Below are 12,617 nucleotides of genomic sequence, written 5' to 3'. Positions count from 1 at the left end.
TCTCAACCAGACAGGAGCGTGGAGAGTCTATGAGTGGTTTTGAGCTTGGCAAAGGTCGGGCGTGGCTGGCTGCCCTCATCGGTGCCTCCCTGATTGGCTTGGGTGCGTTGAGCAGTGCCCGTGCCGAGACGTTCCGACTCGATCACCCCGAGGATTCCGTCGTCGGTGTCACCTTCTATTTCAAGGCCAGAGAGAAGGATACGCTCTTGGATATCGCGCGGCAGAACAATCTCGGATATGCCGACATGCGTCAGGCCAATCCCAACGTGGATATGTGGGTGCCTGGTAAGGGAACCGAGGTCATCGTGCCGAGCATGTTCGTCCTGCCCAACGACGCTCCGCGCGAGGGCATCGTCATCAACCGCGCGGAAAAGCGTCTCTACTACTATCCCCCAGGCAAGCCGGACGAGGTGCAGGTCTTCACCATCAGCGTCGGGAAGGATGCGATGGGCACACCGCTAGGCTCCTTCAAGGTTATCGAAAAGCGCGAGAACCCCACCTGGACCCCTGGACCGAATGTGCGGGCTGCGCACGCGGCTTATGGCGACATCCTGCCAGCGGTCGTACCGCCCGGGCCCGACAACCCATTGGGGCGCTATGCCATGCGCCTGAGCAGGCCGGACTATCTCATTCATGGCACCAGCATGCCCTGGGGAATCGGGATGGAGGTGAGCGGCGGCTGCATTCGCATGTACCCCGAGGGCGTCGAGAAGCTCTATCCCCAGGTGAGCATCAAGACCCCGGTCAACATCATCGACCAGGCCTACAAGGTCGGCTGGCGCGGAGACGACCTTTATCTTGAGGTTCAGGCCGGCGAGAAGAGCGTGCGCAAGAGCGCCAGGGAAGCGATTCCGGAGTCGATCAAGAGCGACCCGAATGTGGTGATCGACTGGGGGCTGGTCGAGAAGGCGGTCGAGGAAGATACCGGTATCCCACAGGTCGTGGGATACCGGCGCGAGTCAGGCAATGCGTCTTATTTGCCCATGATCTTCTGATACATGCGGTCGAGGCGCTCGGTGTTGGAGTTGCAGCAAGCCTGGGCGCTGTTGGCGGTGTCCAGGGCCTGCTGGGCCATGTCGCGAGCGGTCTGGTCGGTGGTGCAGCCACCGAGCAGCGAGGTGGTCAGCAGGGCGGCAGCGGACAGGGAAGCGACTTTGACGATTTTGATCATTGGGCTAAGTCTCCAGATTGTTGGCCATTAGGCGCTGTTTGTATAACACAATACGGGGATCCTTTCCGAGTCATGCCATCTTTCGTCCCTGCGTCAACCATAGACGATTTCCAGGCTGGCGCCGGGGTTGACCCATGGCACAGCTCGTTTTGCTCCGCGCAACATCCGGCGATTTCGCTGATGCGTGCGGTCACGCAGAAGATTGGGGCAAAATCTTTTAGACATCAAGCCCACAAAGGCATGGATCGGCAGATTTCTTACCACGGCCGCCGCGCACTCCGCCGCCCGGTCCAGGCTCTGATCTGTCTCGTCTGCCCGGGGTGCGTTTGAATGTACTCAAGTTTCAATGAATTATGCTCCTTCACTGGCGCTCTCTCTTGCGTCCTACTCACCCTGTGACAACCGTGCACGCTGTCCTCGACGCCGTTCCTAGAGACGGTGGCAGAAGCGCTCGCTGCGTCGTCGTGGGGGTTTATGCAACACGTTGCGATGGCGCAAAGGGTGTGGTGAGGCGCCACGGCACGCCATGCGGCCGGGCGGGCATGCTCTCGGCGAGGGCTCGACGCGCCCGAAGCGCTTGCGGCCTGTGTCTGACGAGGGCGTCGGGGCAAAGGGTTGGGCCGGCTGTTTCCGCATTGCGGTTGAGGAAAGGCGATGCATAGGTATTACCGGCGGGCGGATCGCGCGCCTGCAGAGCTTCCCTTTCGCTGCGACGGGTTCGCGCGCGACGCATTGATCAGCTCGCCATCCGGGGAGCGTCTGGCGTTGAGCGAGCTTCCACCCTTCCTGCGCGCGCTCTTGGTCACAGATGGCACTGTGACCAAGATCCTCGAGGCCTATTTCTGGGAGCCGGTCGCTGTCGATACCGTCGAGCAGCGCTTCGAGGCGGCTCAGCAGCCGGTGTCCTGGATCTCCGTCGGCGTGGGCGATTGCTGCCTGATCCGCGACGCGCGGCTGTGCGGCGTCGACAGCGGCAGAAGCTTCGCGGAGGCGTTCTCATTGATCCGCACAGAGCTGATCCCTCCGGCGTTTCGTCAGCGGCTCATCGACCGGGAGATCGGCATCGGAGTGCTCATTCGCGACAGCGGGATGGAGAGCTACCGAGAGGTCATGGACGTCGGCCTCGACCGGACCGCGGATGGCGGGACAGCAGTGTTTCGGACCTATCGGATCATCATCGACGGGCGTCCGGTGATCCTGATCACGGAATACTTCCCGCTCAGCCTTTACCGTTGAGCGTCAGCATCGGTGATTCGGCGATCCGAGCAGAGGACATGCAGCCCAGCATCGATACCGTCCGCTTCAACGAGACACCCGAAGGCATCGACCTCGGCCTGCGCGTCGCAGGCCCAGTGCCGCGCGCCCTCGCACTCGCGCTGGATGGCGTGATTCGCGCGGGGCTCTACCTCATCCTGACCCCGCTGCTCATCCTCGCCGATTTCGGCCTTGGTCTCATGCTCCTCGCCTTCTTCGCGCTGGAATGGCTCTATCCCGTCGTGTTCGAGGTCTGGAAGGGTGCGACGCCCGGCAAGCGCGCGATGGGGCTCGCGGTCGTCCATGACGACGGCACCCCGATCGGGCTGCCCGCATCCATGATTCGCAATCTGTTGCGGGTCGTGGACTTCCTGCCCCTGCTCTATGGCGTCGGGCTGGTTGCCGTCCTGCTCGACCGCGATTTTCGCCGTCTCGGAGATCTCGCCGCCGGCACGCTCGTGCTGCGTGCCGATGGCCGCGCCCAGCCCAGGGAGGCCGTCATGGCGGGCCCCGTCGCGCCTCCTCTGGGACTCGGCCTGGAGGCCCAGCAAGCCATTTTGTCCTTCGCCGAGCGCAGTCAGCGACTCTCCGCGGCTCGTCGCATCGAGCTGGCCGAGGTCCTGACCCAAGAGCTCGGGGATCGCGGCGAGCTCGCCGTCGCACGGGTCAGGGGCTGGGCGAGCTGGCTCGCGCGGGGGCGGGCGCAGGAGCTGCCATGAGCCTCGATGCCCCTGCCGGACCGCGCCTCGCGCGCAGCGGCTCGACGCCCTGGCACCGCGCGCCTGTCTCCGACCGGGGCGATCTCCGCCCGCAGCCAGGGGCCTCCCTCTCCTCTTGGGCACAGCCGGCTCTCGCCTGGCTCGCGCGGTCGGACTGCCGATGAAGCAACAGCAGTTCGAGGCCGCCAATGCACCGACCTGGCGCCGATACCGCCTGCTGCTGGAGCAGCTGGAAGGCGACGCCAAATCCAAACGGCCTCCGGCTCAGGAGGATCCGCAGGGCTTCCCTCAGCTCTATCGCGCCGTCTGCGGGCACTATGCCCTGGCGCGGACGCGGGCCTACAGCCCGGGGCTGATCGCCGATCTCCATGACCTGGCGCGGCGCGGCTACCCTCATCTCTACCGCCGTCGTCCGCGGATGCTGCGCGCGGCACTCGGCTTCATGGCCGAGGATTTTCCCCGTACGCTCCGTCGCCACGCACTCGCCTTCTGGATGGGGATGGCGCTGCTCTTCCTGCCGATGCTCGCGATGGGGGTCGCTACCTATCTGGACGAGGAGATCGTCTACAGCCTCATGGATGGCCTCCAGGTCTCCAACCTGGAGGAGATGTACGATCCGGCCAACCGCAAGCCAGGCCGCAGCCATGGGCGGCAGGCGGATACGGACTTCGCCATGTTCGGCTTCTACATCATGAACAACGTCGGCATCGGCTTTCGCAGCTTCGCGAGCGGCCTGATCTTCGGGGTCGGCTCCGCCGTGATCCTCGTCTTCAACGGACTCCACATCGGTGCGGCCGCCGGCCATCTGACCCGCTTGGACTATGGCGGCACCTTTTGGACCTTCGTCAGCGGCCACGGGCCCTACGAGCTGACCGCGATCGCCATCTCCGGGGCGGCCGGACTGCTGCTCGGCAAGGCACTGCTCGCCCCCGGCCGGCGCACGCGGCTGGCGGCCCTGCGCACGAACGCGCGCGACGCCATCGTTCTGGTCGGCGGGGCGGCCCTCATGCTGCTGCTCGCGGCCATCGTCGAGGCCTTTTGGTCATCGGGTCCCGCGCCTGCACCCGTCAAGTACGGCATCGGCCTCGCCGGCTGGGTGCTCGTGGCCCTCTATCTCGCGCTGTCGGGGCGGAGCCGGCATGGAGCTTGATCGTGCAACGGCAGCCTTGCGCCCGCGCGATGGCTGGGAAGGGCAGGATCTCGGCTTCGCCATGGCCCGGGCCTGGCTCCTGCCGCTGTGGCTGCTGTGGTGGCTGAGCGCCCTGCCGATCGGCGTGCTCTGTCTCTTCCTGACCGGTTTTCGGCCGGACTTGTGGCTGCTCGCCCTCTGGTGGCTCAAGCCCGTCTACGAGGGGCCCTTGCTGATTTGGGCGAGCCGGGCACTGTTCGGCGAGCGGCTGGGGTGGTCGGACCTCAGGACGCTCTTCCGCGCCGGGGTGCCGAGACGCCTGCTGCCCTATCTTCTCTGGCGGCGCATCGGTATGCGCCGATCCTTCCTGATGCCGCTGACCCTGCTGGAGGGGCTCCAGGGCCGTGCCGCCCGGGAGCGTCGGCGGGTGATCAGCAACGGCAGCGGCGTGCCCTTCTGGCTGACCCTGGTCTGCTACCACTTCGAGATCATCCTCTGGGCCAGCCTCCTCCTGGGTATCTTCTTCCTCGTGCCGCAGGAGCTGCCGCGCCTCGACCTCATGGCCGCCGTCACGGACGACGCCTCTTGGGCCTATTGGATCAGCGCCATTGCCTACGTCTTCGCCTTCTCCATGGTGGCGCCCTTTTACGTCTGCGCGGGCTTCGCGCTCTATTTCTCGCGGCGTACCGAGCTCGAGGCCTGGGACCTGGAGCTGGCCTTCAAGACGGTGCGCGAAAGCGGGCCGAAGGGTGCCCGCGGCCTTTCGGCCATGCTCTTGATCGTTGGCGCCGGTTTGTTGACCGCGCCTGGCGTGGACGCGGCTCCCATGCCTGACCCCGATCGCGCCAAGGCCCTGATCGCAGAGGTCCTGGAGGACCCGGACTTCGGATCGGTCAAGGAGGTCGAGGTTTGGGTGCCGATCGAAAGCCCGGACGAGGAAGAGGATCCCGTCAGGCTCCCTGAGGGCGTCAAGGCGGTGCTGCTCATGGTCGCGGGCTCGCTCAAGTGGATCCTGCTCGCCTTCGCCGTCGCGGGAATCCTCTTGCTGCTGCTGAGAATCCTGCGCGACCGGCGTCGGCTGGGCTGGTCGCTGCGCCGGGTGCGCAGCCGAAGCCGGATGGCCGTCAGCGAGTCCGAGCCAATGGTCGAGGCAAGCCTTCCCAATGATATCGCCCAGGCCGTTCGTCAGCGGCTGCGTGATGGCGATCGGCGTGGCGCCCTCTCCCTGCTCTATCGCGCGAGCTTGGCGCACCTCGGGCGGCTCGGTGTCGAGATCCCGGAGGGTGCGACCGAGGGTGACTGTCTCCGCTTGGCCAGGCGCGCCCTGCCTCGAGCCGAGGTGGCGCCCTTCAAGCGGGTGACCCAGGCTTGGTGGGGCTTCGCCTATGCCCACCGCGCGCCGAGCGACGCCGGCGTCGAATCCTTGCTCGAGGCTTGGTCGCAATGGACGGCACAGGCGCGGGAGGAGGCGGCTTGATGGACGAGCGACGCGCCTTGAGCTTGGTGGTCGGCGGCCTGGTCCTGATCGCCGTCACGGCGATGGTGAGCTGGTTCTTCGCCAACTTCGAGCGCCGTACCGAGCGCATCCCCGTCGGCTATTCGTCCGAGGCGAGACGCAACGCCCTGCTTGCCGCGGAGCGCTTCCTCAAGGCGCTTGAGCTGCCCGCCGAGAGCGTCACGGGCCGCGATCGTCTGTGGCATCTGCCGGCGGCGACCGATACGCTGGTCGTGCTGGGGGTGGGGCCGATGAGCACCGAGCGCCAGGCGCGCCTCATGGCTTGGCTGAAGCAGGGAGGGCACCTGATCGTCGAGGCCATGGAGACCTGGGAGGAAGACACCCCGCCCGCGGGTTTGCTGACTGATCTCGGCTTTCGGCTGCGCTTCGACGCGGGCGAAGGGGCTGATGACGATGATGGCACCAGGATCGCGACCCTGGACCTGGCTGACGCCGGGCGACCTGTGAAGGTCGCCTTCCAGTCCGGCTACGCGCTGGAAGGGCGCGATGGGGATGAGATCCTGGCCGCTGCGGCGGGCCGTCCGCGGATCCTGCAGCGTCGGATCGGCGAGGGAAGGCTCACGGTTCTCAGTGATAGCGGCTTCCTCACGAACACCTCGATCGGCGAGCATGATCATGCCTACTTCGCGGCCCAGCTTCTGGCCCCGGAGAAGGGCGGCAGGATCTGGCTGCTCTACGACAGCGACATGCCTTGGCTGGGTGCGCTCTTGTGGGGCATCGCGCCCTATGCCTTGACCTCGGTCGCTGTGCTCGCGGTCGTCTGGCTGTGGTCCTTGGGGCGGCGGCTGGGTCCCCTGGTGACGGCTCCCGACCGGCGCCGGCGCGACCTGATCGAGCATCTCGATGCCAGCGGCGATTTTCTGTGGCGTCACAATGGGACCACCGCCCTGGTCGACTCCAGCCGCAAGCGGATCTTGGGGGATTGGCTGCGTCACCATCCGGATCTTGCGCAGCACGGGTCTCAGGCTCAGGCCGAGGCACTGGCCGCATTCACCGGCGAATCGGTAGAACGCATCTACCGCTCGCTCTTCGCTCAGCCCGATGACGCGCGCGGCTTCACCGAGCAGGCGATGCTGCTGCAGCAGTTGCGCCAGGGTCCGCGTCGCGGCAAGTTGAGCGCCCAGCCATAGCAACTCTGCCTTGGCGCAGGATCAACCTTGGGTATGACCTCCCCGAGAAGCTTTCCCGGAGCATTGGATGAATACGACAGGAGACCAGGCCGATCAGCTCGGCCTCGAGCAGGCGTCCGCCAAGCTCGAAGCCCTCGAGGCGATGATCGCCCGCGCGGTCATCGGGCAGGACCAAGTGATTCGCGAGTCCGTCGTCGCCCTCGTCGCGGCCGGCCATGTGCTGCTCGAAGGCCTGCCCGGGGTCGGCAAGACGCTTCTAGTGCGTGCCATGGCCGCCGCGCTGGGGGGGCGCTTCTCGCGCGTGCAGTTCACGCCGGACCTCATGCCGAGCGACGTCACCGGACACGCGATGTTCGACCTCAAGAGCGAGGAGTTCCGCATCCGTCGCGGCCCCATCTTCTGCAACCTGCTGCTCGGCGACGAGATCAACCGCGCGCCGGCCAAGACGCAAGCGGCCATGCTCGAGGCCATGCAGGAGCAGCAGGTGACCATCGAGGGCAGGGCGCTTCCGCTGACGCCCCCCTTCCTGGTGTTCGCGACCCAGAACCCCATTGAGCAGGAAGGCACCTACCCCTTGCCGCAGGCACAGCTCGACCGCTTCCTCCTCAAGGTCTTCATCGACTACCCGGAGGAGTCCGAGGAGATCGCCATGGTGCGGCAGGCGACGCAGGGCAGGGTTGGAGATCAGCTCGACACCTCGCGCGTCGAGCAGGTCCTTTCCACGCACGAGCTCCGAGGCATCCAGCGCCTCGCCGCGGATCTGGAGATGGACGACAGCATCCTCGACTATGCGGTGAGGCTGGTGCGTGCCGCGCGGGATTGGCAGGGCATCGAGACCGGCCCGGGGCCGCGCGCGACCGTTGCGCTGGTCCGTGCCGCGCGCGGACATGCCCTGGCGAGCGGCAATGGCTTCGTTACCCCGGACGACGTCAAGGCCATGGCCGCCTCCGTGCTCCGGCATCGCCTGAAATTGACTGCCGACCTCGAGATCGAGGGCTACCAGCCGGACGATGTCCTGCGCGATCTCTTGTCAGCCGTGCCGGCGCCGCGGGCCTAGGCGCAAGGTGCCCCCGACTGAAGCACGCAGCCGTCGGAGCCCTAGGGAACGGAGGCCTAGCGAAGCAGGATTCCCTCGCTCGCGCGCTAGTAGCAGCCGACCAATTCCGGTCACTGGCCCATCGGAATCCTGCGTCGCCTGCTGGGACCGGGCCATCGTTGGACTCAATGGGCTCGGTGACCACTCTGGGTGATTTTCGGGCATTCTTTCCCGCCCAGGCCGGTGCCCTATGGCGATTAGATTGATGGCTCCAAGCTGGACGACTCATCGAAATGCTTCGTGCTGGGGCTACCTTCCGATGCGCTGCCGTCACGCGATCGGTCAGCGACTGGTCTTCTCGAAGAGCCCTCAATCATAGGATTTGGCGACGCTGGTGCCCGGAAGCTGGCTCCGCAAGTCAGGATGTAGTCCCTCTGACACTTGCCCGTAGTCCTCAGCTGTGCGTCGCCTGGCTGCGGCCGCATGGGCGACTCGACGTGGACATTCTCACTCAAGCGTGGATTGCGGGCCTTGCGTCCATTTGGTCGATATTCGGCCTGCTTTCCTGGCGTGTGAAATTTTATTCCATTAAAACAATGGGTTGCTTTTTATCTTGCGGTGTGCTCGTCGTCGCCGAGTCAAGCGGGCGTTGCGCTGGCGGCCACAAAATGTCGGTCTTTAGGCTTGAGACCGCGCGCACAGCATCGACATACACACTGGTCGAGCATTGACCTGCGCTGAAAGCGCCGGCCACCTGCTTTCCGGCCGGCCAAGATGGATGAGCCAATCATCTCGAGCCCTGTGCGACCGGTTTCGGCGAGCTGCCGATCTTCGCGCCGCTCCACAGGGCGTCTAGCGCAAGGTGCCGAGCCTGGCTCGCTTCGCTCGGCACGTCCGCGGTGTTTCGTCGTGTCCCCAGACTCGCTTTGCGGATCAGGACTCGTTATCGAACGATACGGGAGGACAGGGAGAGGATGACCTCGAACCGCCTTCGCTCGCTCCTGCTGCTTTTCGTCCCCTTGGCTCTTATGAGCCTGCCGCTTGCCGCCGCGGATCTGCCCGAGATCAAGGCGAGGGGCGAGCTGCGCCATCTCGGGATCCGTTACGCCAACTTCGTCACCGGCGCCGGCGATGGCTTCGATGCCGAGCTGGCACAGGGATTCGCCAGACATCTCGGCGTCGATTACAAGCTGATCTACAGCGATTTCTATTCGGTCATTCGGGACCTGCTCGGCAAGGATGTCCTGCGCTCCGGAGACAGTGTCCGCCTGGAGGGGGACTATCCCGTCAAGGGTGACATGATCGCGACGGGATTCACCGTCCTGCCCTGGCGCGAGCAGATCTTGCTCTATTCCGAGCCGACCTTTCCGTCGCAGGTGATGCTGATCGCCCGCGCCGACTCGCCCATTCAGCCTATTGCCGGCAGCGACGATCTCAGCGCAGACATTCGCGAGACCAAGGCACTCATTGGCAAGCAGAGTCTGCTGGTCATGGAAAGGACCTGTCTCGACCCGGCCAATTATGGTCTCAAGGGCCGCGATCTCGAGCTGCGTGCCTACACCAAGAGCACCAACATCAACGAGATGGTCCCGGCCCTGCTCCAGCTGGATGCCGATCTGTCACTGCTCGATGTCCCCGACCTCATTCTCGACATGCAGAAGTGGGCGGGCGCCTTCAAGGTGATCGGCCCCATCTCCGAGGAGCAGGTGCTTGCCGCCGCCTTCCCCAAGGATGCCCCTCAGCTGCGCGATGCCTTCAATGCCTACCTGCGGAAGATCAAGGAGGACGGGGCCTACGATCGATTGGTCAGCAAGTACTATCCCGGCGTTCAGCGCTACTTCCCCGCCTTCTTCGCCAAGCAGGATTAGAGGGGAGCGACCGCCGTGCCATTCCTGCCCCTACGCCGCCATTGGATGGTGCTGGCGGCCGCCGTCTTGTCCTGCTATCTGGTCGTCCTCCTCAGCAACGCCTATAGGTCACAGAGCCAGCTCCGTGACGCGGCCGAGGCACGCCTGCTCGCAGAGTCACACCAGACGGCGGTCCTGATGGGGGACTTCCTCGAGGATCTGCGTCGCTTCGCCGCCGACCTGACCGAGATCCACGAGATCGAGACCTTCCTCACCAATCGGGCCTTGGGCATGTCCATGCGCTATGGCCTCAATGCCAACCTGGCCGCGCTCGAGGCGAGCTTCCAGGCCAAGCTGGCGCAGAAGCGGCTTCTCGGCGCGCCCGTCTACGCGCGCATTCTCTATTTCGACCAGGATGGGACGCTGCTCGCCGATACGCGGCCCGGGGCGCCCCTGGATCCGCATCTCGCCGCAGGCGCACCGAGCGAGCGCCTGCTGATCGACGAGGAGCACGGCAGGATCTTGGCCTCCGCGCCCGTCATGTATCGCGGCAATCCGAGCGGGAAGGTGGTGACCCTTTCGCGGCTCGATCTGCTCTCGCGCTACCTGACCTCTTCAGCGCAAGAGCTGGGTTTTCGCCAGCTCTTGGTCACCGCATCGGGAAGGCCGCTCAATCAGCCCGGCAAGGCGCTGCCAGATGCGTCCGGCTTGCTCAGCCTGACCGAGATCCCCCCGGAGACGCTGGTCTCCTTGGACGGCCTCCCGGCGCTCTCCGACACGGTGCTGTCGGAAGCCTTCGACCTGGCTCTAAGGGTACCAGTGGCCCAAGGGGTGCTGTCCGTCGTGACCCTGCTGCCGGGGTCCGTGCTTTACGGACACATCACCTCGCGCGCCTTTCTCTACTTCGCCAGCATGGTGCCGGTCATCCTGGTCGCCGTGGTGCTGGTGATCGCGCGCATGCGCCGGCGTGCCCGGCGGCTCGAGGCGGATGTCATCGAGTCCAACCGCAACCGGGCCGAGCTGCAGGGGCGCAATGATGCGCTGACCGCCGAGATCGCACGACGCAAGGCGCTCGAGACGCGGCTGCGCGAGAGCGAGGAGCGCTATCGCACCTACATCGAGCATGCGCCTGAGGGGGTCTTCGTCGCGGATAGCGCGGGTCGGCTCGTCGACGTCAATCCCTCGGCCTGCGACATGGTTGGCTATGCGAGCGCCGAGCTGCTCGGGATGAGCGTGACGGACCTGGCGCCGCCCGATGCCAGGCACGAGCATCTGCGCACGCTCGAGCAGGTGCTCGACAAGGGGCGCTATGAGCTGGAGATCGATCTGCGCCGCAAGGACGGGAGTCAGATCGTGGGCAGTCTGCGCGCCATCACCTTGCCGGGTCAGCTCGTCATGGGCTTCTGCGTCGACATTACGGAGCGCAAGCGCGCGGAAGAGCAGATCCACAGCCTCGCCTACTTCGATCCCCTGACCGGCCTGCCCAACCGTCGACTCCTGCTCGACCGCCTGAGTCAGCTGATGGCGGCCGGGAGCCGCAGGCAGGAGTACGGGGCGCTGCTGATGCTGGATCTGGATCACTTCAAGGATCTCAACGACACTCAGGGACACGACGTTGGGGACCGGCTGCTGGCCGAGGTCGCGCGCCGCCTCACGGCACGCGTGAGGGCCGACGATACAGTGGCGCGCATCGGTGGGGACGAGTACGTCATCGTCGCCGGAGAGCTGGGCACGGTCCAGGCGGAGGCCGCGCTGCAGGCGGAGCAGATCGCGGAGAAGATCCATCGCGTGCTCGATCGTCCCTATGCGCTGGTCGAAGGCCGCAGTCTCCACCACAGCGCGGCCAGCGTCGGCGTCGCGCTGTTCTGCGGACAGGAGCTGAGCGTCGACCAGATCCTCAAGCAGGCGGACGTCGCCCTTTATCAGGCCAAGAATGCCGGTCGCAACACGGTGCGCTTCTTCAATCCCGACATGCAGGCGGCGATCGAGGCGCGGGCCACGCTGGAAGCAGCCCTGAGGTGCGCCATCGAGTGCGACGAGCTCCAGCTCTACTATCAGCCGCAGGTCGACCGCTACGGCCGCCTCGTCGGCGCCGAGGCGCTGCTGCGCTGGCTCCCGCCCGATGGCGAGCCGGTCTCGCCGGTACGCTTCATCCCCTTGGCGGAGGAGACAGGTCTCATCATTCCGATCGGGTATTGGGTGCTCGAGCAGGCCTGTGCCCAGCTGCGTCTCTGGCAGGAAGATCCGCGTATGCGGGGGCTGACACTCTCGGTCAACGTCAGCGCCCGCCAATTCCACCAGCCGGACTTGGTTTCACAGGTTCGCGAAACGGTCGCCATTTCAGGCATCGACGCGACGCGGCTGAAGCTCGAGCTGACCGAGAGTGTCGTGCTCGATCGCGTGGAGCAGGTCATCGCCCGTATGCGCAATCTAAAGATGCTCGGCCTGGGCTTTTCGCTGGACGACTTCGGGACCGGCTATTCCTCGCTGTCCTATCTCAAGCGCCTGCCGCTCGACCAGGTCAAGATCGACCAGGCCTTCGTGCGCGACATCGTGCGCGACCACAACGATGCCGCCATCGTGCGCGCCGTGCTGGCCATGAGCCAGTCGCTCGGACTCAATGTCGTCGCCGAGGGCGTGGAAACGGTCGAGCAGCGCGATTTCCTTCTGCAGCACGGCTGCGAGCTTTTTCAGGGGTACTTATTCGGCAAGCCCGTGCCCATCGATGCGCTGTCGCTGCCGCAAGTCCCGCTGACGACGGACGGGGGAAGCTGGGCGATCGCCTCCTGCCAGTGAGCCAGTGCGGGCCTCGCTG

10 protein-coding genes are annotated in these 12,617 nt (G+C 65.5%); 9 read left to right on the top strand and 1 reads right to left on the bottom strand.

Features of this window, described 5'->3' with window-relative positions; translation table 11 throughout:
• The first annotated feature begins 29 nt into the window (after positions 1-29).
• The gene (locus tag G3446_RS01505) at positions 30-995 is read left to right on the top strand and encodes a L,D-transpeptidase family protein (RefSeq protein ID WP_164450629.1); all 966 of its coding nucleotides are present in this window, start codon (positions 30-32) and stop codon (positions 993-995) included.
• Here G3446_RS01505 and G3446_RS01500 read toward each other — a convergent pair.
• The gene (locus G3446_RS01500) at positions 974-1,171 is read right to left on the bottom strand and encodes an alanine-zipper protein (RefSeq protein WP_164450627.1); all 198 of its coding nucleotides are present in this window, start codon (positions 1,169-1,171) and stop codon (positions 974-976) included. The genes G3446_RS01505 and G3446_RS01500 overlap by 22 nt on opposite strands.
• A 654-nt stretch (positions 1,172-1,825) precedes the next feature.
• Here G3446_RS01500 and G3446_RS01495 point away from each other — a divergent pair.
• The 8 genes from G3446_RS01495 (at position 1,826) to G3446_RS01460 (ending at position 12,598) form a co-directional block, all read left to right on the top strand.
• Positions 1,826-2,407, top strand: a complete 582-nt coding sequence (locus G3446_RS01495; protein ID WP_164450626.1) for a chorismate--pyruvate lyase family protein — start codon at positions 1,826-1,828, stop codon at positions 2,405-2,407.
• Between the two features lie 38 nt (positions 2,408-2,445).
• The gene (locus G3446_RS01490; RefSeq protein ID WP_164450624.1) at positions 2,446-3,144 is read left to right on the top strand and encodes an RDD family protein; all 699 of its coding nucleotides are present in this window, start codon (positions 2,446-2,448) and stop codon (positions 3,142-3,144) included.
• A gap of 160 nt (positions 3,145-3,304) precedes the next feature.
• Positions 3,305-4,294 (top strand): stage II sporulation protein M, encoded by a 990-nt coding sequence (locus G3446_RS01485; RefSeq protein WP_164450623.1) that lies wholly within the window; start codon positions 3,305-3,307, stop codon positions 4,292-4,294.
• Entirely contained in the window at positions 4,284-5,750 is a 1,467-nt protein-coding gene (locus G3446_RS01480; protein ID WP_164450622.1) for a DUF4129 domain-containing protein, read from the top strand. The genes G3446_RS01485 and G3446_RS01480 overlap by 11 nt, the downstream gene beginning before the upstream one ends.
• Entirely contained in the window at positions 5,750-6,919 is a 1,170-nt protein-coding gene (locus G3446_RS01475; protein WP_164450621.1) for a DUF4350 domain-containing protein, read from the top strand. The genes G3446_RS01480 and G3446_RS01475 overlap by 1 nt, the downstream gene beginning before the upstream one ends.
• 67 nt (positions 6,920-6,986) lie before the next feature.
• Positions 6,987-7,976 (top strand): AAA family ATPase, encoded by a 990-nt coding sequence (locus G3446_RS01470; protein WP_164450620.1) that lies wholly within the window; start codon positions 6,987-6,989, stop codon positions 7,974-7,976.
• Positions 7,977-8,929: 953 nt separating this feature from the next.
• The gene (locus G3446_RS01465; RefSeq protein ID WP_164450619.1) at positions 8,930-9,823 is read left to right on the top strand and encodes a transporter substrate-binding domain-containing protein; all 894 of its coding nucleotides are present in this window, start codon (positions 8,930-8,932) and stop codon (positions 9,821-9,823) included.
• A gap of 15 nt (positions 9,824-9,838) precedes the next feature.
• Positions 9,839-12,598 (top strand): EAL domain-containing protein, encoded by a 2,760-nt coding sequence (locus tag G3446_RS01460; protein ID WP_164450618.1) that lies wholly within the window; start codon positions 9,839-9,841, stop codon positions 12,596-12,598.
• Positions 12,599-12,617 lie beyond the last annotated feature (19 nt).

The organism is Thiorhodococcus minor, assembly GCF_010820565.1.
GTDB classification, from domain to species: domain Bacteria; phylum Pseudomonadota; class Gammaproteobacteria; order Chromatiales; family Chromatiaceae; genus Thiorhodococcus; species Thiorhodococcus minor.
The sequence above is the reverse complement of the archived record's forward strand: the minus strand, read 5'-3'. Positions and strand labels throughout refer to the sequence as shown.

Coding starts and splice junctions, on each gene's coding strand:
- G3446_RS01505 (WP_164450629.1), top strand. CDS start 30: ATGAGTGGTTTTGAGCTTGGCAAAGGTCGGGCGTGGCTGGCTGCCCTC.
- G3446_RS01500 (WP_164450627.1), bottom strand. CDS start 1,171: ATGATCAAAATCGTCAAAGTCGCTTCCCTGTCCGCTGCCGCCCTGCTG.
- G3446_RS01495 (WP_164450626.1), top strand. CDS start 1,826: ATGCATAGGTATTACCGGCGGGCGGATCGCGCGCCTGCAGAGCTTCCC.
- G3446_RS01490 (WP_164450624.1), top strand. CDS start 2,446: ATGCAGCCCAGCATCGATACCGTCCGCTTCAACGAGACACCCGAAGGC.
- G3446_RS01485 (WP_164450623.1), top strand. CDS start 3,305: ATGAAGCAACAGCAGTTCGAGGCCGCCAATGCACCGACCTGGCGCCGA.
- G3446_RS01480 (WP_164450622.1), top strand. CDS start 4,284: ATGGAGCTTGATCGTGCAACGGCAGCCTTGCGCCCGCGCGATGGCTGG.
- G3446_RS01475 (WP_164450621.1), top strand. CDS start 5,750: ATGGACGAGCGACGCGCCTTGAGCTTGGTGGTCGGCGGCCTGGTCCTG.
- G3446_RS01470 (WP_164450620.1), top strand. CDS start 6,987: ATGAATACGACAGGAGACCAGGCCGATCAGCTCGGCCTCGAGCAGGCG.
- G3446_RS01465 (WP_164450619.1), top strand. CDS start 8,930: ATGACCTCGAACCGCCTTCGCTCGCTCCTGCTGCTTTTCGTCCCCTTG.